General features: G+C 36.7%; 18 protein-coding genes and 1 pseudogene. All 19 read right to left on the bottom strand.

Annotated features, from left to right (window positions below):
* Positions 1 to 47 precede the first annotated feature (47 nt).
* Positions 48 to 1,415, bottom strand: coding sequence for a methyl-accepting chemotaxis protein (locus ACZLXV_RS02065; RefSeq protein ID WP_482382348.1), 1,368 nt, complete (start codon positions 1,413 to 1,415; stop codon positions 48 to 50).
* Between the two features lie 241 nt (positions 1,416 to 1,656).
* Positions 1,657 to 2,334 (bottom strand): thiamine phosphate synthase, encoded by a 678-nt coding sequence (locus ACZLXV_RS02070; RefSeq protein WP_482382349.1) that lies wholly within the window; start codon positions 2,332 to 2,334, stop codon positions 1,657 to 1,659.
* 7 nt (positions 2,335 to 2,341) lie between these two features.
* Positions 2,342 to 3,598: a 2-iminoacetate synthase ThiH gene (thiH, locus tag ACZLXV_RS02075; protein WP_482382350.1), complete on the bottom strand. Its 1,257-nt coding sequence runs from the start codon at positions 3,596 to 3,598 to the stop codon at positions 2,342 to 2,344.
* Positions 3,599 to 3,728: 130 nt separating this feature from the next.
* Positions 3,729 to 4,499, bottom strand: a complete 771-nt coding sequence (locus ACZLXV_RS02080; protein WP_482382406.1) for a thiazole synthase — start codon at positions 4,497 to 4,499, stop codon at positions 3,729 to 3,731.
* 18 nt (positions 4,500 to 4,517) lie between these two features.
* Positions 4,518 to 4,697: pseudogene (gene thiS, locus ACZLXV_RS02085) on the bottom strand (sulfur carrier protein ThiS); the annotation flags it as partial.
* 136 nt (positions 4,698 to 4,833) lie between these two features.
* Entirely contained in the window at positions 4,834 to 7,620 is a 2,787-nt protein-coding gene (locus ACZLXV_RS02090) for a response regulator (protein ID WP_482382351.1), read from the bottom strand.
* Positions 7,621 to 7,731: 111 nt separating this feature from the next.
* Entirely contained in the window at positions 7,732 to 8,862 is a 1,131-nt protein-coding gene (locus ACZLXV_RS02095; RefSeq protein WP_482382352.1) for an SGNH/GDSL hydrolase family protein, read from the bottom strand.
* A 21-nt stretch (positions 8,863 to 8,883) separates the two neighbouring features.
* The gene (locus ACZLXV_RS02100; RefSeq protein WP_482382353.1) at positions 8,884 to 10,191 is read right to left on the bottom strand and encodes a DUF6273 domain-containing protein; all 1,308 of its coding nucleotides are present in this window, start codon (positions 10,189 to 10,191) and stop codon (positions 8,884 to 8,886) included.
* Positions 10,184 to 10,843, bottom strand: coding sequence for a YczE/YyaS/YitT family protein (locus ACZLXV_RS02105; protein WP_022224507.1), 660 nt, complete (start codon positions 10,841 to 10,843; stop codon positions 10,184 to 10,186). The genes ACZLXV_RS02100 and ACZLXV_RS02105 overlap by 8 nt, the downstream gene beginning before the upstream one ends.
* Before the next feature lie 199 nt (positions 10,844 to 11,042).
* Positions 11,043 to 13,049 carry an ATP-dependent helicase gene (locus ACZLXV_RS02110; protein WP_482382354.1) on the bottom strand — a complete coding sequence of 669 codons (2,007 nt, stop codon included), beginning with the start codon at positions 13,047 to 13,049 and terminating at the stop codon, positions 11,043 to 11,045.
* Positions 13,050 to 13,154: 105 nt separating this feature from the next.
* A complete protein-coding gene (locus tag ACZLXV_RS02115) occupies positions 13,155 to 13,892 on the bottom strand; it encodes an SIR2 family NAD-dependent protein deacylase (protein WP_482382355.1) in 738 nt (245 codons plus the stop codon).
* A gap of 30 nt (positions 13,893 to 13,922) precedes the next feature.
* A complete protein-coding gene (locus ACZLXV_RS02120; protein ID WP_022224504.1) occupies positions 13,923 to 14,531 on the bottom strand; it encodes a cytidylate kinase-like family protein in 609 nt (202 codons plus the stop codon).
* Positions 14,532 to 14,687: 156 nt separating this feature from the next.
* Positions 14,688 to 16,373, bottom strand: a complete 1,686-nt coding sequence (locus ACZLXV_RS02125) for a diguanylate cyclase domain-containing protein (protein WP_482382356.1) — start codon at positions 16,371 to 16,373, stop codon at positions 14,688 to 14,690.
* Positions 16,374 to 16,468: 95 nt separating this feature from the next.
* A complete protein-coding gene (locus tag ACZLXV_RS02130; protein WP_482382357.1) occupies positions 16,469 to 17,509 on the bottom strand; it encodes an HD-GYP domain-containing protein in 1,041 nt (346 codons plus the stop codon).
* An 86-nt stretch (positions 17,510 to 17,595) separates the two neighbouring features.
* A complete protein-coding gene (gene fabV, locus ACZLXV_RS02135; RefSeq protein ID WP_482382358.1) occupies positions 17,596 to 18,777 on the bottom strand; it encodes an enoyl-ACP reductase FabV in 1,182 nt (393 codons plus the stop codon).
* A gap of 292 nt (positions 18,778 to 19,069) precedes the next feature.
* Positions 19,070 to 19,879, bottom strand: a complete 810-nt coding sequence (locus tag ACZLXV_RS02140) for an energy-coupling factor transporter transmembrane component T family protein (RefSeq protein WP_022224500.1) — start codon at positions 19,877 to 19,879, stop codon at positions 19,070 to 19,072.
* Positions 19,876 to 20,733, bottom strand: a complete 858-nt coding sequence (locus tag ACZLXV_RS02145; protein WP_482382359.1) for an energy-coupling factor transporter ATPase — start codon at positions 20,731 to 20,733, stop codon at positions 19,876 to 19,878. The genes ACZLXV_RS02140 and ACZLXV_RS02145 overlap by 4 nt, the downstream gene beginning before the upstream one ends.
* Positions 20,734 to 20,747: 14 nt before the next feature.
* The gene (locus ACZLXV_RS02150; RefSeq protein WP_022224498.1) at positions 20,748 to 21,620 is read right to left on the bottom strand and encodes an energy-coupling factor transporter ATPase; all 873 of its coding nucleotides are present in this window, start codon (positions 21,618 to 21,620) and stop codon (positions 20,748 to 20,750) included.
* 86 nt (positions 21,621 to 21,706) lie between these two features.
* Positions 21,707 to 22,243, bottom strand: a complete 537-nt coding sequence (locus ACZLXV_RS02155) for a bL17 family ribosomal protein (RefSeq protein ID WP_022224497.1) — start codon at positions 22,241 to 22,243, stop codon at positions 21,707 to 21,709.
* Positions 22,244 to 22,249: the final 6 nt, after the last annotated feature.

The raw sequence follows: 22,249 nt of genomic DNA on the forward strand, positions 1-22,249 counted from the left end.
TTTAACTCTTTTATAGTATTTTGGCAATTTCAATATAAACCTTTTTTTTAAATAAGTTTGACATTTTCAGCTATATCATCTGACATCTTTTGCAAACTCTGGCTTTGTGCCGCTATTTCTTCTGTAGTTGCAGCTATTGTGGCAACTTTCTCATTAATACTTTCCATTTCAGTAACAAGACTTTTTATTACATCTATACAAAGTTGAAGCTTAGGGAGCGTCTCATCTGCCTGTGCATTGTTTTTTGTTATGAGTTTTTTTGTTTCATCCGCCAACATTCCTATCTGCCCTGCAACTACAGCAAAACCTTTTCCCGATTCTCCGGCTCTCGCTGCCTCTATCGCTGCATTGAGTGACAACATATTTGTCTGCCCTGCTATTCCTGTAATATCCTCCGATGTTGATTTATATACATCTATAAATTCTAATATAACTTTAAGCGATTCATTTAATTTTACACATCTTTCTGAGACTTCGGATACACTCTTTGACATATCAGTAGCTTCTCCGGCTGATGTCTCGTTTGCCTGTGAAAGTTCTGTAATTCCTACACTTAAACTGTCAAACTGTTCCACTATATCCGCAATCATATTGTCTTTTTTTACTTGTTTTTCCTGTTCCTCATGACGAAGTAAGTCTATCTGGTCTCTCTCATTCTCAACAACGCTTTTTATATAATGAATACAATTTTCTTTTCGATTTATTCCGTTGTAAATAGCCTTAACCATGTCCTTACAATTCTCAAAACCACAACATCCGCAGTCAATATTTCTCTGCTCTGCCGTATTTTTATTCATATCTTTGAATATTTCATTCTGCTCTCTTTCTGACGGTGATTTCATTTCAACCTTTTTTGCAGTATATTTCCTTACAAAATCATTTGGGTCAAGCTTTTCAAACTGTTTACACAATGCTTTATACCTGTCCTCAGGTCTTGCATTTTTAGTCCATGATGAAACCTTTACACTCTTAAATCTTGATTTTTTTTCTTCCTGCTTTGCTTTTCTTCTCCGGTTTGACATTTCAGCATATACTTTCTGCTCATCAATGTTGTCTTCTGTTCCAGTTCCAAAAAGGCATCCGCTTCCACAGTTAAGAATATCAATCATAACAGGTCCATTTGGCTCCGGCTTATATTGGGTCAGAAATCTATATGCCTCATGCTCACCTTCAACCTGTCTGACGGAGACATCCTCACCTAAGAACCATTTTACATTTTCCTTTAAACCTCCCGGCATCGGATATAAGCTTCCAAGACCGTACTCAAGTTCATCGTTGTACTCACTTGCCGTCTTATAAGCATCACCAATGTGCTTAATAAAATTATTGAAGGTAACGTTGTATGAAATAAGGTTTTCACAATTTATATCATTTATTTCAGATTTCTTTGCAATACATGGTGATAAGCTTCTCATAAGTTTTGCTTTCCAAAATCCCTATACTCTTTACGACAAAATCGTTTGTAATTTACTCACAAACGATTTTGGCTTTATGATTTATTCTATTTTATCGTATTTGTACATTTCTAGCAACATTATACAAAAAATTTGTTATTTTTTCACAAAAAAATGTGCACTTATGTATTATTGCTGATATTCCAAGAAGAAAACTCCGTTCATAAACCTGAAAGTTTATATCAATTGCTGCATTAACATATTATCTCATAAACCCTGACATCATACAGACACCTTTTGCGCCCCTGCCTATGCATTGTTTCATATTATTTTCCGATATTCCGCCTATGGCATAAACATCAATGTCAACACTGTCACATACATCAGCTAGAAACTGCAATCCTCTCGGTGCAAGTCCCTTTTTACAATCTGTGGCAAATACATGACCTGCCGTTATATAAGAAGCTCCGAGTTCCTTTGCTCTCCTCGCATCCTCGACGGAATGTGTCGATACACCTATGACATCAAAACACTTTTTTTCATCTTCTGTCATATCTTCAAGAATATGCAGAGGAAGATGTATCTTTTTTGCCCCAAGTTCAATTGCTTCTCTATAAAAATAATGGAGCACACAGCTCAATTTTTCACCGTCACAAATTTCAAATACTTTTTTTGCAAGTTCCTTATAATCGTCAGGCTGCAAATCCTTTTCACGAAGTATTATAAAAGCAGGTTTCTTTTTCGCAGCCGCTTTTATTTTTTCCAAAAAAGGCAAAAAAGAACCATTCTCCTCATATGCTTTTACAAGCTTTCGATTTGTAACACAAACTATATTTGCGTTGCAGACCACATTTTCATTGCGAACTACGTCTGCACTATTAGCCAAATTGCCTGTATTGCCAGCTACATCTGCATTATTGCAATTCATTTTATTTATCATATTATTTTTATCCGACATACACATAATCATTTAATACAGGCTGCAATCCCTCGCCTTCCATATCTCCGTACATTTGGTCAAAACTTCTTGCATCTGAGATTTCAAACTGTTCATCTCCTGCTTCTGCATCATCCTCACCGGCATATTTGCTTTCATGGTCACCTATTCCCGTAGAAACTCCGGCAGAAACTTTTGTTGCTGCAATCTTTACTATTCCGTCCCTGAAATGTTTCTGTTCTCTTGATGAAACTGTTATTCCGATATACGGCAGGAAAATTCTGTATGCACAAAGCACCTGACAAAGTTCTTTTTCATGAACATCAAGCGGATTTATCTTATCATTGTTTATTATAGGTCTGAGTCTCGGACATGAAAGCGAATACTCAACATGTGGATATTTCCGCTGAAGATAATAAACATGAAGTGCACTTGCAAGAGCATCTTTTCTAAAATCAGACAATCCTAAAAGTGCCGAGAAACCAACGCCTCTCATTCCTCCCATTATTGCACGTTCCTGAGCTTCAAATCTATATGGGAATACTCTCTTATGTCCCATAAGATGAAGGGTTTCATATTTGTCAGAATTGTATGTCTCCTGAAAAACCGTGATGTAATCAGCTCCACATTCATGAAGATATTTGTATTCATCACTGTTTACCGGATAAATTTCAAGACCAACATTCCTAAAATACTTTGAAGCAAGCTTGCAAGCCTCACCTATGTACTTAACATCACTTGCACTTCTGCTCTCACCTGTAAGCATAAGAATTTCTTCAATACCCGAATCGGCAATGACTTTCATTTCATGCTCTATTTCATCGGCATTGAGTTTCTTTCTGTTAATATCATTGTAACAGTTAAATCCGCAATAAACGCAGTAATTTTCACAATAATTAGCAATATAAAGCGGTGTAAAAAGATATACTGTGTTGCCAAAATGTTTACTTGTCTCTATCTTAGCCTTCTGTGCCATCTCCTCGAGAAAAGGAGCTGCTGCCGGTGACAAAAGTGCCTTAAAATCCTCTACACTGCAAGTTTCACTGTTTAATGCCCTGCGCACATCAACAGCAGTATATGAATCATAATCATATGAATCCATCTGCGAAAGAACCTTATCCATAATGTCAGAATTAATCTGCTCCATTCCCTCCATATATTCCATATGATTTGTACGGCATGCCGGATCAGTCTCCAGCTTATGTTTATGTTCCAACGCTTTCTCTGATAATTTGTCAGAGTCTACAAAAAATTGATTTTCAGCCATGTTCTACCTCTTTCCTACTGTAACTGTATATAAAACTCATCCAAAATGACCTTATGTTTAACTTATATTAAGATGTTAGAAGCAAAAGGTATTTTGACCCTTGCATCATATCAGGATTATTGTGTCAAAATTAATCTCTCAAAAATCCTGTAAGCGGGTCAGATGCCTGTGCCCCTCTTTCAAGCACTCTTCCAAGTCCTGCAAGATAAGCACTTCTTCCTGCTTCAATCGCTGACTTGAAAGCTCCTGCCATTGCCGGAATATCTCCTGCTGTTGCGATGGCTGTATTTGCCATGATTGCTGCTGCTCCCATCTCCATAGCCTCACATGCCTGTGACGGTTTGCCGATACCTGCATCAACTATAACCGGCAAATCTAACTCATCAATTATTATCTGGATAAATTCTTTTGTAGCAAGACCTTTATTTGAGCCAATAGGTGAAGCAAGCGGCATGATTGCTGCTGCACCTGCATTTGCAAGGTCTCTTGCAGTGTAAAGGTCAGGATACATATAAGGAAGTACCGTAAATCCTTCTTTTGCAAGAATTTCTGTAGCTTTTACCGTCTCCGCATTATCAGGAAGAAGATATTTGCTGTCTTTCATAATCTCAATCTTTACAAAATCTCCGCATCCGAGTTCTCTTGACATTCTTGCGATTCTTACCGCTTCTTTTGCATCTCTTGCTCCTGATGTATTAGGAAGAAGTGTAACTCCCTCCGGAATATAGTCGAGAATATTTTCACTCTTCTTTGTATTTGTTCTGCGCACTGCAAGCGTAATTATCTGGGCACCCGCATTCTCTACAGCCGCTTTGATAAGCTCCATTGAATATTTTCCTGAACCTAAAATAAATCTTGATGAAAATTCCTTTCCACCTAATGTAAATGTATCTTTAGACATACCACTGCCACCTCCGACAAAACTTACTATTTCAACAACATCATTATCTTTTAAAACATAACTTGAATAATCGCTCTTATCCACAATCTTTTCATTACATTCAACTGCAATGTGGGTAACTATATAATCATTCTCATCAAGGTATTTCTGAATTGTCATACCTGCTGCATTCTCATCTTTTCCGTTAATATGTACCATTAATCGCTCTCCTTTCAAACTAAAAAAGGCCACACAAAGAAATACACCCGCGGTGGTGTACCCCTTCGTGTGACCGAAATCTCACTCTGCCGTATATATTAACGCATTTTTAACCTAAATGTCAAGGGGAGATTTTTCACTTGTCAAGAAGTGATATAAGCGTTGATATAAGAACTTTTATATCAATCGGTTTTGTCAGATGTTCATTCATTCCCGCCTGCATTGTTCTCTTTATATCTTCGTCAAATGCATCTGCTGTCATGGCTACTATAGGAATGTCCTTTGCTTCTTCGTGCGAAGAGTTTCTTATAATCTTTGTTGCCTGCATTCCGTCAAGTTTTGGCATTCTTACATCCATGAGTATTATGTCGTATTCACCTTTTACAGAACGCAGATATTTGTCAACTACTTCCTGTCCGTCCTTTGCCCACTCTACATTCATGCCGTGTGCTTTTAATATCTCCATTGCTACCGCTGCATTTATATCATTATCCTCTGCAAGCAGTACATTTTTGCCTTCCAGTATGCTCTCATCAGTTTTTTGTTCCAAATTATCTTTTTCTTCATCAATATTTTGAATGTCTCTTTCAAAGTCAATTATAAAGGTTGTTCCTTTCATTGGCTCACTTTGACACTCAATAGTTCCGTCCATCATATCAACGAGATTTTTTACTATGGTAAGTCCCAGTCCTGTTCCCTGGACTTTATTTGTAAATTCATTGTACTCCTGTTCAAACGGTACAAACATTTTTTTCTGAAATTCCTTGCTCATTCCGCATCCATAATCTTTTATCTCACAATGAATATGAACACGGTTTTCACCTATATCTTCCGCCCCCATGTTCCATTCGACAAATGAGCCTTTATCTGAAAATTTCAACGCATTATTTATGATATTCACATAAATCTGCTTTGTTCTTACCGGGTCAATCTTGATAAGAAATGATCTGTATCTGCTAAAATCAGTTCTCAGTTCAACATCATAATTCTTTGCATTTGCCTTTAGCATTTCCTCTATTGAGCCTACGAATTTCATGCTGTCAACATATTCTTCATTCAGTTCAATTTTATTCTGCTCTATCTTATTCATATCTAGAATATCATTTATTATCTGCAGCAAAAAGTTTCCTGACTCTACTATCTGGTCTATACATTCATCCTTTTTATTTATATCCGTACTTGACTGTCCTATTTCCGCCATACCAAGTATTGCATTCATAGGTGTTCGTATCTCATGACTCATTCTCGACAGAAAGTCTGTTTTTGCCCGGCTTGCTTTTATGGCTTCATCACTCTTTTGCTGTATCTGAGCTATCATTTTCTTTTTGTTGTTTATATACATAGACACAGCAACCCATGTAAAAATAACTATCAACAATATAAATGCAATAATATCACTATATGAATAGAACTTATCATACAATGAAAGGTCAGACCAGTTATACACCGTATCCTTATTTATGATGCTTCGCCGCTCCTCCTCCGTAACAAGCTGGATTCCTTTATTCAAGGCAGACTCTAAGATAGAATCATTATGAATTGCAAGTCCACACGGCAATGCCACTTCATCAAACTCCTTTATGTCCAATTGTTTATATCTTGGACTCTGCAATATTGCTTTTGCAACATATGTGCCAGTTGCAAAAGCGTCAACCGCCCCATCATTTACCGCATCACACGCATCATCAACAGAATTATACTCTATAATATCATACTCTGTTTTTTTCATTATACAGTCATATACATATTTGTATTTTTTTACTACCGCTATGCGTGCCGAACTGCCAAGTTCACTATGATTGCTTCTTATTATATAATTTATATTTGAATTTAACAGGCTTTTTGTCATAAAATACTTTCTGTAAAACATCACATTGTCTACATAGACTGGCATCACTATATCCGTTTTTGTATTCTCAAGCATATCATATGGATTTTCTGTATCTATTGAAAAATAGTTAAATTTAATACCGAGATTTTCTGCAACCTCATCCATAAGATCAATAGCTATTCCCTTATATTTATGACTCTTTTTATCATAATAACTTATCGGTCTATAGTCCGCATATGTAGCAACATTTAATGTTTTATTGTGTTTAAGATAATTTATTTCATACTTTCCCAAAGGAGTGTAAACTCTCTCCGGAAAATACTTTTTAGTTAAATCAGTTTGAAATGTAGGTTCTGCAAGTTTTAACTCCGTAAGTGCTTTATTCAAATCCTTATAATATGGATTTATTTCTTTCATAACAATATAGTTATGTGTGACACTGAATTTTGATAAAATTTTCATATCGGAAGTTAGATCCATTACATTGCTTATAAGACCATCTACCTTATTCGCATCGAGTGCTTCTTTACATTCATTATAATTATCAAAATAAATAAGGTTGTCATAAACTTTTATTGATTTCAAATATGACTTCATTCCTGTATACTCAAAAGTTCCTTTTGTTATGGCAATCTTCATTTTTCCAATGCTGTCATAATCCTCATAAAAAAGGTCACCCCTTTTTTTCTTCGTCATAATTGAATGGTATGTAGTCATTATGTCTTCCGTAGTATAACTGAAATGACTGCCTGTACTGGATGTTTTCAACGGCTCTGACACCGGCATTATAATGTCTAATTTCCCACTCTCAAGAAATTTTGATAAGTCTTCCCATGACCTTACTCTTATATAGCTGTATTCAAAATGAATACTTGAAAATTTGGATATTTCATTCAGATAATCTACTCCATAGCCACATTCATTGCCCGATGAATCATAGTCGAAAAAATTGTCAAGCTGATAAAAGCCAACCTTTAATTTAACTATAGAAGATTCATTTGCTGACGCAGTATCACTGTAAAACAGACTTATCCCCAAAAACATCATTAAAACTATAATTGAATACATAAACTTTCTCAGTTCATTTTTCATTTTCTCATAACCTTTCATCTCGTGTGCTTTTCTTAAAAAAAAGCTGTGCCATAATCTATTCCGTCAATGGATTTATTATAACACAGCCTGTATCATTTCTCTATTCAATTATCAGATTTCATCAGATTTTCCGCTTCCCGATAATATATCTTTTATTCTGTTCTCAACAATCGATGCTGCTTTGCGGTGTGTAGCCTCTGTCGGATGCCAGTTTATTCCAATCCCGTCGGCATCTTCCTGTGGCGGCAGGTCAAGATAATAAACATTTTGTTCTGAATGTTTTTCATTAACAATCTTAACCGCATCTGCTACACTTTTACATAATCTTTTGTCCATCGTTCCAAGCATACATAAAATAGGAATGTCAGGATTTTTAGATTTTATTGTGTCAATGAATTTTACATATCCGTCAATAAATTCCTGATTTCTTGCATTATCATTGTCAGTATAGCTTGCATCATTTGTTCCGAGGTAAACAGTTATTAAATCCGGCACAAATAAACTATTGTCCCATTTTTCCCATTCGTTCACGGGTGTATGGAGATAATCTCTCTCACATCCCGCATCGACATATTCATAAAGCATCGGAACAAGCCATCCCGCATCCTTTACTTTGGGTACATCATCACCTATGTATGCAGTAATAACGCCTTTTCCGTTCCATGCAACGACATTTACATCTGCGTCAAGATGCGTTGCCGTAAGCAGCGAATATGCTTTCATCGGATTTTCCTCTGATGTGTCATGTTCCGCTTCATCAACATTTCCCTCATTGCCGTATCCGCATGTAATCGAATCCCCTATCATCTCTATCTTGAGTTTTTTAGGCAATGGTGGCTCCAAAACCGAATCACTGTCTGTCTCAATCCATTCAATGCCACATGCCGCATATTCTGCTTCTGAATATTTTATAAGCGTTATTGTGACTGTTTTTTCCTCTGCTTCATCATAAAGCACATATTCTGCCTCATCCTTATCAAGACAAAATCTTTTATATGGCTTATCATCACACAAAGCGCCGTATGACACATCACCATCTTTTTCTTCTTTTACATATACCGCCACCCATGCATAATCTTTTTTGCTATGTGTGGATGCATCTGACAAAAGTTTTGCCTTTGCTGTCTTTCCGCTAAATCTAAATGAAATACTTGTACCCGTATATCCGAGATACCTTATACCATCTCTGAATATAGTTCGTCCCGTCACCTTCACCCTTTGCTCTTCTGCTGCAAATCTCATAAATTTCCCTCATTTTATTTATTATTTCTTAGCGTCTGCCGAAATTTCAGTACTTTTGTTTAAATCAATCCAGCATGCCTGTCTTAACTGTATTTCTCCATTTGACACATCTTCACCTTTTAAAGTTCCATCCGGCTGTACACACAATATCTCATTTGAATTTTGTGCGGGTTCCTTAAGCCAATATGCATTTTCTCCCGCCGGAATTAAATCTTTGTATTTTTCATATTCAGCTTTTGACAACTCAAAGAAATATTCCGGAAAGCTGCTGTCCTGTGCTGATTGTACATAATTTTGGACTACGATAAGTGCCATCTCATTGTCTGAATATTTTTTGAGCTGTTTGGTATTTAACCAGCGGCGTGCCTTTGACTCATACCAGTCATTGCTTTCTGACTCTTCCATCGAAAATCTTTTCTTTTTTCCGACTTTTTCTTTCATCATAAGCACTTTTTCATCTGATTTCCTGTCAAGTATGACCCAGTTGGCTGTACCGAATATAACCACGTCACCTGGCTTTGCTTCAGTTATAAAAGTTTTTTCAATCTTCGCTGCTCTCGCTTGTGCATCGTATTTTGTCTCAGCTTTTTTATAATTTATAAGTGCTGATTTTAATTTGCCTTTTTCCTCTTTTTTAAGTCCGATATGATAATAGCACTTTTTCATATTTCCGCTTGCCACCAAAAAACCGTTTGACTCTTTGTAGTTGGCAATTGCAAGCTTATATTTGCCCTGTGACTGATGATACATTCCTTTAACCATAGGAAATGCAGGAGTTTTCAAAAATACTATAAATAAAAGTACGAAAACTGCCACTACTATTCCTCTTCTTTTATATGCCGCCTTTGTCTCAAGTTTTGCAATTCCCTGATTACATTCAGCAATATACTTATCGCACTTTTCCATATTGTATTTGAACTTTTTACACCGCTTAAAGTTTTCAATGGCATCGGCATAGTCACTTTTTGTTTTTGCTTCTTTCAATGTCAGAACAGCATTGTTAAACACTTTCACCGTTCCGTCTTTTACGGCAATATCAGCTATTTCAAGACATTCCTGTCTTTTCTCGTCAGCATCACGATACCCCTGTATCTTACTAAACTTCTTTGCCGCACTGTTCATTGTATAATAAATTCTCTCAAATCGTTCGATACAGTCAACAGCACCCATAAGTGCAGCCGCATTTCTGTATATTTTTTCTTCTGCTGAAATAACTTTTACTTCTTTTCCTGCTGCCGCTTTTGCTTTATCTCTTGCAGCCTTTATAGCTGCCCTTTTTTCTGCTTTAAAAGCTGATTTGTCTTTTTTATTTTCCAAAGTTTCAGCCATTTGCTTCCTCCACCTTATTTCTATGCTTCTCAAAGACCCTGCCGACATAGTCAACGGTCGGTCCCATCATTATGACCATACAAACCGTCATAATACCAACTTCCCCACCTGCTGCATATCCTATACATGTGGCTACAAGGTCATATATTATTCTCACTACTCTGAACGTATCTTTTCCCGTATATTTCTTTATCTTGTCACTTATAAGAAACGAAACCGCATCATACGGTGCTGTACCATGTCCGCTCTGCATATAAACGGCTGCCATAATCACAAAAATTATAAGTCCCGGTACCAAAAAAGTAATCCTTGCACCCATGCCAAGATGTGCCGGTACATGGAATACATTTTTAAATACCCATGTAAAGAAATCGGCAGAATAACCCACAAGTATCATATTTCCAAGTGTACCCGTTCCTATAAGATTTCTCTCAAAAATCACAACTATTACAAGAAGTACAAGATTTGAAATAAGCTGATAATTTCCAAATGTCATACCAAGTTTTGCTGAAATTCCATAGTTCATTGCCGAATACGGGTCAGTTCCCATATCACTGAGTACGAGCATTGATACGCACATACCCATAAGTATGACGGCAATAATCATCATAAAAAAGCTTTTTGTCCATTCTTTTGTAATCTTAAAATTCATAAATTTTCCCTATTCCATTCTTTTTTATATCCATCCCGGATATATATTTTAAGCCGCCATATAAAAATATATACATTATTCTGCTTAACTGTCTGTGACTGTATCATAGACGAAAACAGTAATGCTTAACGACTTTAACACAACTCATAATAGCACAGCAATGCTCTATTGTCACGATTTTTCTTAAATATTACAGCCTTTATCTCTTCTTGTATCGTAAATTTGTCTGTCCATAAACATATGGATTTGAATTAACCTGTTTTTTTGCTCCGCTGTTTTTCAAACTTCTTTTTTCATTCTCAGAAGCTATTGTCCTTATATGATTTTGTTCCACTTTTTCTTTTTGCGCCCTCTCAAAATCTTTCCCCTGAATTTCATAGACAAATCTTGATACACCGGCCTCTTTGTTAAATCTCTCTTTCACATAATATATATGAAGATGTTTTTTTGCCCTTGTGACAGCCACATAAAACATTCTTCTCTCTTCTTCCATATCGGCATCCAGAACAGCCTTTGAATGCGGTGTAACCCCCTCATTAGCGTCAGGTATAAAAACACACTCATATTCAAGTCCTTTTACTCCATGCATTGTCATAAACAGAACAGCATCCGACTGTTCCTGTCCGTTGTTTAACATTCTGCTCTTTGCCGCCTGCTCCTTTAATTCATCACTGTATGCCTTTATATATTCAAACCAGTCCTCAAAATTGTCATAACTTTTTGCCTCGTCCTGAAGTTCATCCAGAAAATCCATCATTTCATCAGGTCGCACTCCCTTATAATCGGCATAATCTTTTATATAGTCATCATAACCTATTCCATTTCTGATAAAATTTATTGCCGCAAACGGTTTGAGATTAGCAAGCATTCCCATATCGTACTCAAACTGTTCAAGTCTGTCTAACATCCATTCCTTATCTTCATAAAAGCTTTTAAGTTCCTCCATATCAACAATATTTTCGGTAAATGCTGCTCTGTGCACATACCTTTTGGGTCTGTTAATTATGCGAAGGAAATCTGCTCTCTCCCTGCTGCCACGCGCTATTTTGATGTATGTTATAATATCTTTTGCAATCCAATGGTCATAAATATTTGGAATACGTTCTTTCATAACAAAAGGAATATTAAATTCCATAAGTTTTGAACTGAGCGTTCTCGCCTGTGTATTTGTTCTGAAAAGAACCGCCATCTCACTGTATGGAATACCTTTGTCTTTGTATTGAAGAATTTTTGCCCTTATGTTCTCACATTCCTCCGATACCCTGTTAAATTCCTTTATTTCGACTTCCTCACCGTATTCATTGTATGCCTCAAGCCTTTTTTCAAGCCTGTTTTCATTTTTGGCAATAAGTTTTGATGCTGATTCAACTATACTTTTGCTGCATCTGTAATTTATGCCAAGTACATATTTTTTCGCATCCGGATAATCCTTTAAAAACTGTTTCATAATATCAGGTTTTGCACCCCTGAATCCGTAAATAGACTGGTCATCATCCCCGACTATAAACAGATTGTTTTTAGGCGATGCAAGCATTTTTACTATATCATACTGAACCTTATTTATATCCTGAAACTCATCTATAAGAATATAAGGATACTGCCTCTGCCACATCTGCCTTATATCCTCTCTTGCTTTTAAAAGCTCATAACAGTACACCAGCATATCATCAAAATCAATAAGCTTTCTGCTCTCCAATATACTCTGATAACCTGAATATATTCTTCTAAACGACTCCCCGGGACAGTTTGGCGAATAATAATGCCTTAAGTCTAACATTTCTCCTTTGACTTTGCTTATCTCGCTTACAAGCTCATTCAGAAAATCATTTTCGTCCTGCATTTCTATTTCTTCCTTGTTGGCAAGTTCCCTCAAAAGCTGGCGTTTGACATCATCACGTATAATATTATCCGCAGTATAGTGATATGCATATTTTAATATTGTGAAAAATATGGCATGAAATGTACCAAAGTATACTCTTTTGGCATCCCCCGATACCATAGCTTCATATCTTTTTTTCATCTGTACGGCTGCTGCTTTTGTGAAAGTGATAACAAGAATATTTGTATTTTTTACACCTTTTTCTTCGACAAGATATTTTACACGCTCGGTTATAACTCTTGTCTTTCCTGAACCCGGTGTTCCTACAACAAGACAGGGCCCGTTAAAATGTTCTATTGACTTTTTCTGTTGTTCATTTAAATTCAAAACTGTTGCTCCTAACCGATTTTGGCAGGATTTCAAAATACAACATATGAAATCCTGCCAAAAATAATTTCTTATAATTTGCAATTTATATTTTTCCTAAAACTTTTAAAAATCCATAACCTTAGCAAACATCTCCCTGATATTGCCATATGCCCTGTAATTCGCACGTTCATCACCGACTTTTTCCTTATCATTTAAAAGAAGAAGTTTGTCCCCATTATAATATTTAACCATATAACGGCATAAAGTCGAGTTTATACTGGCTCCCAACACCAGAAGTATGTTTGCATTCTCAACAGCGTTGCTTGCCTGACTTATCTTTCCATTGTCAAGCATCTCTCCCAACAATGAAAACCCGGGACGAAGCGGTATTCCGCACTGTTCGCAGACAGGAATTCCTTCTGAGTGTTTTATATATGCTGAGTCATACAGTTTCTTGCACTTTGGACATATATTCTTATCTACCGAACCATGAAGCTGAATCACATTATTGCAGCCAACCTTTTCATACAGAGAATACACTGAACGTGTAACTACAGCACTCAGCTTACTGCACTGCTGTAACTTATATATCCCATAATGAATAGATGACGGCTGTGGATTTTCAATATTCAGTATAACTTCCTTATAATATTTAAAGAATAGTTCTGCACGCCGTGTATAAAAAAGCGAGGACGCTATCTCATCATTTGAATAGCCATACTTTTGTTCAATGTCATACGCAATATGTTCAGCCGTAACGCCGTTAAGACCAATATCATATGTAATATTCATACCGGCTAATACAACTATGTTTCCTCCACTGCGTATAATGTCTCTCATTTTTTCCAGAACCTGCTCCATATATACTCCTTTCAAGCCGACCTACATGTGTCACTCTCCAAGATATGTACAAATACTCTTCACGGCATTATCAATTCCAAAAAGGTCACTTCTGATAACAAGGTCATAATTATTTAAATCTGTCCATTTTTCACCGACATGATAATTATAATAATTGCCTCTGCGCTTATCATTTTTCATGATAACATCCGCTGCCTTGCTTTCTTCAATGCCGTATTCGCTTATGGCTCTTTCTATTCTGAATGTCATAGCTGCTTTAATAAAGAGGTTGCATACATCATCTCTTTCCTTCAAAACATAATCAGCACATCTTCCTACAATAATGCAAGGTCCCTCCTCTGCAACTTTTCTGATAACATCAGACTGCGCAAGAAAAATCCTGTCATCAAGTGAAAGTCCGCTAAATCCAAAATCCTGATTTCCATAGACATTTATGCCCATGGCAAGAGAATATAAAAGACTGTTTGTTGCTTTGTCCTCAGCTCTCGCAAATGTTTCCTCGGCAAAACCGCTTTCCTTTGCCGCTCTTGTAATGATTTCATTATCATAAAATGGTATGTTGTAATGTTCAGCCAGCTTTTGACCAATTTCACGTCCACCACTTCCATACTGTCTGCTTATCGTAATAATCTTCTTCATAGGTCATACCCCCTGTTCCAAACGGCTATTATAATTAGCTATTTTTCATAAATTGTTATAGTTATATTATACACTTTTTTTGCTATTTGCACAACGAATTTCTACTATAACACCGAAAAAACTCAATCCTATTCATGTCTGAGGTTTCAAATCCTGCTATCGCTTCATCCATGCATTTTCGTGATTGCTCTTTATCTCCTGTTTATTCTCATACATAATTTCGTCTGCTCTCTTGAAAATATCATCAAAGCAACTGTATTTTTTCCTGTCGTATTCTACAATTCCAACAGCCACAGATGCAATATATTCATCCGTATACATTTCGTTTATCTGTTCAAACTGTTCTTTAAGTATATCTTTACAATGAGCAATACTGTTTAAGTCTTCTCCCTCAACTACAACAACAAATTCATCTCCTCCGATTCTGAATACCGGACTTCTTTTAAATGCACGGCATATACATCGGCAGGAATCTATAATAAGCATATTTCCTTTTTCATGGCCAAAATTGTCATTTACATATTTAAGACCGTTTACATCAAATAATGCCAATGCAAACTTTTCATTTCCACTCCTGATATTTTTATCTAATTCTTTTGTATATTCCTTATATGCAGTGACATTTTTTACACCCGTCAAACCGTCCACATATGCCTTTTTATTTGCATAATTTAAGGCGTCCTGAAGTTCAACTATCTCCTGTTTTTCATCGGAAATATCCTGTACTGCAAACAGAACATACATTAAATTACCGTTTTCGTCTCTGTCAACTTCTATAAATCTTGCACGACACCATCCCTTTCGCTTTCCCCTATACTCTGTAGATATATATTTATTCTTTCCCATTCTTTCATCAAGTGTTGATAAATCAGTAAACTCAAGCATCATATTTATATGATTTGATATCGGCAGATTTGAAAAAAGCCTGTTTAAAGCTTCTGATGCGCTTCTGGTGTCCCCTGCCATTTCACTGACAAGTGGAATTTTTTTAATTTCATCATACTCATCTATACGCATATGAATGTAATACATGAACACATAAATATTTGCCAGTGAACCTACTATATTATGTTGTCTTTTCTCATCCTCAAGTGCCGCACGCAGTTCTGCCTGCGAATATTCAAGTTCAATATTTTTTCTTATAACTTCCTGTGCAACTTCATCCACACTTAGACTCATATATGCTATCAAAACACCTATGCAGACTCCCAGCGTAAGCATATTGCTTTCGGGCAGCATATTTTGTATTATGCAGCCAAAAAATACCGGAATCATAAATGCTGCCAATATACCATATCTTTTTCTTCTCTGCGCATTCTTTTTATCAAGTGCATCTCTAAGCAAAGCAAAACCTGCAAATAACATATATGCTGCCGGAATCACAAATAACAATTCAAAATACGGACCTTTTTTGAATACTCCGTTTGCCGAAACATAATAGAAACCGTCTATATAACAAGATAATATGACAATAAAAAAATACACAAATAACGGTATCGCACAATACAGATAACTTGTCTTATTTGATATAAGTGCCGACTCCCGAAATATCCCTGAGTAAATAAACCATAAAAATATAGTTAATCCGAATGCCACAAATGAAATTATTGCAAAAAAGTATCTTATACTCTCGTTCATTCTAAGCACACCATAATCCGCAAGATGACCGATTGCAAATGCAGTCACCATAAACTGGCTGCTCACAACTATTGAAAAGTACAGTTTCATGAAAATATCTTTTTTTCGCCATCCATATATTTTTATTATAACCAAAAACAGCATTATGACACATATCATATCTGTTTTTGTATATAAAAAAGCATTTCTAATTAATTCATACATCTTACACCTCCCTACAAACATCTATGTATCATAAGTATGTCCAAAACCAGGCGGTATCATAATCTTAGTTTATGCCATGTAATCAATGATATTCATTATTTTTCATGCATATCGTAATTTTTGTCTTCGTCTATCATTTCAAGCATAATCTCAGCAAATACCGGGTCAAATTGTGTTCCTTTTCCCTTTTCAATCTCCAAACGAACAATTTCCTGGCTCAATACATCTCTATAACTTCTTTTTGATGTCATTGCATCATACGCATCTGCAACCCCTATTATTCTCGCCAATTCCGGAATATCTTTTCCCTTAAGACCATCCGGATATCCCTTACCGTCATATCTCTCATGATGCCATCTTGCACCGATTGCGATATTAGGTATCTCTGAAATATTTGATAAAATATCACCTCCAATAGACGGATGTGTTTTTATGATTTCGTACTCCTCATCAGTAAGCTTTCCTGTTTTATTTATGATTTCGTTCGATATACCTATTTTCCCTATATCGTGCAGCATTCCTGCAAAATAAACATCCTCCTGCTTCTCTTCATCATACCCATACCGTCCGGCTATCTCTCTTGAATACATTGCAACTCTCTGTGAATGTCCCTTTGTATACCTGTCCTTTGCATCAATAGCTCCTGCAAGCGACTGCATAACCTGTATGGATAACCTCTGAAACTGTTTTTTCTTTTCTTCCGCTTTTCTCGTCTGTTTATCTACCTCATCCTGAAGATTTTTTTGCAATTTATCAAGCTGTATAACTCTTCTTACTCTCTGAATCATAATTTCAGGCACAAAAGGTTTTGCAATGAAATCCTGAGCACCTTCTTTAAAGCTTCTCACTTCCATTGCCTTATCATCATCGGCCGTAAGGAAAATCACCGGAAGGTCTACAGGTATATTTTCATTATGTCTGATTTCTGACATTACTTCAAATCCGTTCATATCCGGCATATGTAAATCAAGCAAAACAAGATCAACAATATTTTTCTCAAGAAAAGCAATAGCCTCTGTACCCGACTGCGCCATACTTACATTAAATTCTTCCTGCAGTATCTTTTCTGCCAGCATAAGATTTGTTTTTTTATCATCAACAACAAGTATCTGCCAGTCTTTTTCATACTTACACATAAACTTATCCGCCTTTCTTATGTGTCTTATATAATCTTTATCAAAATGTATTTATATTTTATAATCTTATAATCCTAAACATAAAATTAACTAAGGCTTGGTATCTGCACCTGTATATCACAATCCGCATCATAGTCAACACCAGCTATTTTAAATCCAAATATCTCGTAAAATTCTTTCCAATACTCATCAATATCTGCGACTTCTGCCAAATTGTCCTGTGAAATCTCATTCCACACTTTCTCAACTGCCTGCTGGACTTCAGGCTTCATCTCATAATCGTCCATTCTTATAAGTCTCATGTCATCTACAGGAACCCCTGAAGGATTGCACAATCTGTCATGCACAAGTCTGTACATCTGCTGTATACAGTCCTCATGCAGATTTTTCTCTTTCATGACTTTCAAGAGAATTGAAAGATAAAGCGGCACAATAGGAATTGCTGCACTTGACTGTGTCACAACAGCCTTGTTTACTGAAACGTATGCCTTTACTCCGTCTACCTGCTCATCTATCTCGTCTGCTGTTTTATATAAATCCTGTTTTGCTTTTCCAATCGAACCGTCAAAATATATAGGATGTGTAAGTACAGGTCCGATATATGAGTATGCAACTGTCACTGCATTGTCTGCAAGTACATCTGCATCTTTCATGGCGTCAATCCATAAACGCCAGTCCTCTCCACCCATAACCTTAACTGTGGCATCTATTTCTTCCTGTGTAGCAGGCTCTAATGTCACCTCTGATATTTCATTTGTGGAAAGGTCGATAGTTTTGTTGGTATACTCTGCATCTGTCGTTTTCAAAACAGAACGGTATGTCACTCCGTCCGGAGCTTTTCTTCTGGGTGCGGCAACACTGTAGATTACCATGTCAACTTTGCCTAAATCCTTTTTAATAAGTTCAATTGTTTCTTTTTTTATCTCATCTGAAAATGCATCACCGTTTATTGTCTTCGCATAATGACCGTCTTTTGCTGCAAATTCTTCAAAAGCAACCGTATTGTACCATCCGGCTGTTCCTGTTCTCTTTTCTTTTCCCGGTTTATCAAAAATCACACCTACAGTATCGGCGTCACATGAATATGTAACTGCTATTCTGCTCGCAAGACCATAGCCCATAGAAGCTCCTATCACAAGCACTTTCTTTGGTCCTTCTGTCTTTGGCATCTCTTTAACATAATCTATCTGAGCTTTTACAGCCTGTTTACATCCCTCCGGATGAGCTGTAGTACACATAAATCCTCTTACTTTAGGTTGAACTATCATATTCTTTTTTCCTCCATTAAACGAATATACGGGCAATTTCAGGGAATATGTTACTGTCCTCACTTCTTTGTGTGCAGCCAGCAACAGAAATATTTCTTAATGACAAAATGGTGCCGCATATGCGACACCATTTCGTACTTACCGAAATTGGTTATATACAACTTCGGCGCCCCTGCCAAGGATTTTTTTAATTATATTTTAAATCCTTATGCCTTTTTACTTTACTATATTTATGACTTTATGTCAATTATCGGAAACTTTTCACCGTTTCAGTTAAATAACTTGTATAAAATTAAAACATAACAAATTTCAATGTCACTATCAAAACAATAATATAAAGAACGACGCTGAGATACGCCATAGCATCATTCCTGCCATACTGTAACGGTTTCATTTTTGTTCTGCCGTCTCCGCCGTGATAACATCTCGCATCCATAGCAAGTGCAAGGTCATTCGCCCTTCTTGCCGCCGATATAAACAACGGTATAAGTATCGGAAGCATTGCTTTTATTCTCTGTATAAAATTGCCCGACTCAAAATCCGCACCTCTTGCCATCTGCGCTTTCATTATCTTATCAGTCTCATCTACGAGTATCGGTATAAATCTAAGTGCTATAGACATCATCATTGCAATCTCATGCACAGGTACTTTTATTTTATTTAACGGTTTCAACAGCTTTTCGAGTGCATCCGTAAGCTGATTCGGTGTTGTCGTAAGTGTCATAAGCGATGAGCCTATAATGAGAAATGTAAGTCTCAATGCCATGAAAATTGAACGCTTTACACCCTCAAGCGTAATCGTAAACACCCATGCCTTGACAAGCACCACTTCTCCGGGAGTCCAAAACAAATTTAATGCCGCCGTAAATATAAGCATAAACATAATGGGTTTAAGTCCTTTTACCATAAACTTAAACGGCACATGTGATATTTTTACAAGTATCGCAAAAAACAAAGCCGCTATTATATATCCGCCGAATTTGTTAAAACAAAATAATGATATTAGATATGCTAATGTTCCAACTACTTTTACTCTCGGGTCAAGTCTGTGTATCACTGAATCTGTCGCATAATATTGTCCGATGGTAATATCTCTAATCATTTGTTCCCTTTCATGTATCTGTTATAAATAGCATCTGCCGCTTCTTTCGGTGTTATACATTCTTCCTCTATACCTGCTCCGATAGCATTCAGTTTGTGTATAACATTTGTTGCCTGCGGCACACCAAGCCCTATATCTTCAAGTTCCCTCTGATATTTAAACACTTTCCTTGGTTCTCCGTCAAGAACAATCTTTCCGTCATTCATTACAAGCATTCTGTCAACATATTTTGCAACATCATCCATGCTGTGTGACACAAGGAGTATCGTCATATCGTTTTCTCTGTGAAGCTTTGCGAGAAGTTCAAGTATCTCATCACGTCCTGCCGGGTCAAGTCCCGCCATCGGTTCATCAAGTATGAGTATCTTTGGTTTCATTGCAAGCACACCCGCTATGGCTACACGCCTCTTCTGTCCTCCCGACAATGCAAACGGTGATGCGTCAAGCAAGTCATCACCTATTCCTACCATTTTAATGGCTTCAAATGACCTCATTTCTATTTCAAGGTTATCAAGTCCGAGATTTTTAGGCCCGTATTTAACATCTTCTATTACGGAAACCTCAAACAACTGATGTTCCGGATACTGGAACACCAATCCCACATTTCCCCTTAACTCTTTCATTTTAAAGTCTTTATCGTATATATTTCTTTCATTATAGAAAACACTGCCTGATGTCGCTTTCTCAAGTCCGTTTAAAATCTGTGTGAGTGTTGATTTTCCGGAACCTGTATGTCCTACAAGACCTATAAATTCCCCATCATTTATCGTAAGATTTATATTGTCTAATGCCTTTTTTTCCTCAGCAGTCCCGGCAGCATATACATAATTTACATTTTCAAGTCTGATTCCCATGCTCAACCTCCAAATCAACCCATACTACCAAGAAATTCTACAAGTTCCTCTGCACTCAAAATGTCTTTCGGTATATTCATACCTTTTTTATTCAATTCCAATGCAATTTTTGTAATTTCAGGTATTGTCAATCTATATTGTTCAAGTTCTTCTGCTTTTGCAAATATCTGTCTTGGTTTTCCCTGCATCTGTACTTTTCCGTCAGACATCACATATACATAATCTGCACCCACAACTTCCTCCATATAATGAGTTATGAGTATAATCGTTATCCCCTCTTTTTTGTTAAGTTCAGTTACCGTGTCGATTACCATTTTACGGCCTACCGGGTCTAACATTGCTGTCGGCTCATCAAGTATTATGCACTTTGGCTTCATCGCCATTATGCCCGCTATTGCAACCCTCTGTTTCTGACCACCCGACAAATGGTTTGGTGAAGATTTTCTATATGCCGTCATTCCGACAGCTTTAAGGCTCTTTTCTACTCTTTTCCATATTTCCTCAGTTGGCACTCCTATATTTTCGGGACCGAATCCGACATCCTCCTCAACTACATTTGATATTATCTGATTGTCAGGATTTTGAAATACCATACCCGCTGTTTGTCTTATTTTCAAATCATTATCACTGTCAGAAGTGTCCATACCGTTTACAAACAGTGTTCCCTCTGTAGGTACAAGAAGTGCATTCAAATGTTTTGCAAATGTCGATTTACCTGAACCATTTGCTCCCAAAACAGCTATAAAATCTCCCTGCTTCACTTTAATATCAATACCGTCAAGTGCTCTCTTTATCTCAGTGACATTGCCATTTTCATCACGTCTTGAATACTCATGCACCAGTCCTTTTGCGTCTATCATGTTCTCCATGCTGTCACCAACTTTCATTTTGCAGACAAAATTTCCTATTATACAAAATAGGCTACCACATATGTGATAGCCCTATTTATATTTATATTATTCTTGTTACTGAATTATACTAACTCAATAAGTACTTCCATAGCTGCGTCACCTTTACGCTGACCAATCTTTACGATACGTGTATATCCACCGTTGCGGTCTGTGTATTTTGGTGCGATTTCGTCAAGAACCTTAGATACAACATCAACTTTCTTTGTATCTTTTCTGCGGCTCTGCTTATCAGCAGGAACTTCTGTAACTGTGAAAAGAGTTTTCTGCATCTGTCTTCTTGCATGAAGTCTTGAAGGCTGATCTTTCTTGATTTCCTTCTCTACTTCGTCATAAACTGTAACTTTCTTACCGTCTACAACTTCTTTAACTCTCTTACCATCTTTATCTTTACGAGCTACCTTAGCAGTAACTTTCACTGTATCAAAATTATTGCACTCTTTTACGCCTAAAGCAATGATACCTTCTGCAATCTTACGGATTTCTTTTGCCTTAGCTTCCGTTGTAACGATTTTTCCATAGTATAACAAATCTGTTACCTGATTACGAAGCAATGCTTTTCTCTGACTGGAAGTTCTTCCAAGTTTTCTATAGCCTGCCATGTGTGC

This window comes from Butyribacter sp., from assembly GCF_056818865.1.

Excerpts from the sequence above, each read along its gene's own strand:
- ACZLXV_RS02155 (WP_022224497.1), bottom strand. The coding sequence starts at position 22,243 with ATGGCAGGCTATAGAAAACTTGGAAGAACTTCCAGTCAGAGAAAAGCA.
- ACZLXV_RS02095 (WP_482382352.1), bottom strand. The coding sequence starts at position 8,862 with ATGAGATTTGCAGCAGAAGAGCAAAGGGTGAAGGTGACGGGACGAACT.
- ACZLXV_RS02070 (WP_482382349.1), bottom strand. The coding sequence starts at position 2,334 with ATGATAAATAAAATGAATTGCAATAATGCAGATGTAGCTGGCAATACA.
- ACZLXV_RS02130 (WP_482382357.1), bottom strand. The coding sequence starts at position 17,509 with ATGTGTAAGTATGAAAAAGACTGGCAGATACTTGTTGTTGATGATAAA.
- ACZLXV_RS02100 (WP_482382353.1), bottom strand. The coding sequence starts at position 10,191 with ATGGCTGAAACTTTGGAAAATAAAAAAGACAAATCAGCTTTTAAAGCA.
- ACZLXV_RS02065 (WP_482382348.1), bottom strand. The coding sequence starts at position 1,415 with ATGAGAAGCTTATCACCATGTATTGCAAAGAAATCTGAAATAAATGAT.
- ACZLXV_RS02105 (WP_022224507.1), bottom strand. The coding sequence starts at position 10,843 with ATGAATTTTAAGATTACAAAAGAATGGACAAAAAGCTTTTTTATGATG.
- ACZLXV_RS02150 (WP_022224498.1), bottom strand. The coding sequence starts at position 21,620 with ATGAAAGTTGGTGACAGCATGGAGAACATGATAGACGCAAAAGGACTG.
- fabV (WP_482382358.1), bottom strand. The coding sequence starts at position 18,777 with ATGATAGTTCAACCTAAAGTAAGAGGATTTATGTGTACTACAGCTCAT.
- ACZLXV_RS02080 (WP_482382406.1), bottom strand. The coding sequence starts at position 4,499 with ATGTCTAAAGATACATTTACATTAGGTGGAAAGGAATTTTCATCAAGA.
- ACZLXV_RS02145 (WP_482382359.1), bottom strand. The coding sequence starts at position 20,733 with ATGGGAATCAGACTTGAAAATGTAAATTATGTATATGCTGCCGGGACT.
- ACZLXV_RS02090 (WP_482382351.1), bottom strand. The coding sequence starts at position 7,620 with ATGAAAAATGAACTGAGAAAGTTTATGTATTCAATTATAGTTTTAATG.
- thiH (WP_482382350.1), bottom strand. The coding sequence starts at position 3,598 with ATGGCTGAAAATCAATTTTTTGTAGACTCTGACAAATTATCAGAGAAA.
- ACZLXV_RS02125 (WP_482382356.1), bottom strand. The coding sequence starts at position 16,373 with ATGTATGAATTAATTAGAAATGCTTTTTTATATACAAAAACAGATATG.
- ACZLXV_RS02115 (WP_482382355.1), bottom strand. The coding sequence starts at position 13,892 with ATGGAGCAGGTTCTGGAAAAAATGAGAGACATTATACGCAGTGGAGGA.
- ACZLXV_RS02120 (WP_022224504.1), bottom strand. The coding sequence starts at position 14,531 with ATGAAGAAGATTATTACGATAAGCAGACAGTATGGAAGTGGTGGACGT.
- ACZLXV_RS02140 (WP_022224500.1), bottom strand. The coding sequence starts at position 19,879 with ATGATTAGAGATATTACCATCGGACAATATTATGCGACAGATTCAGTG.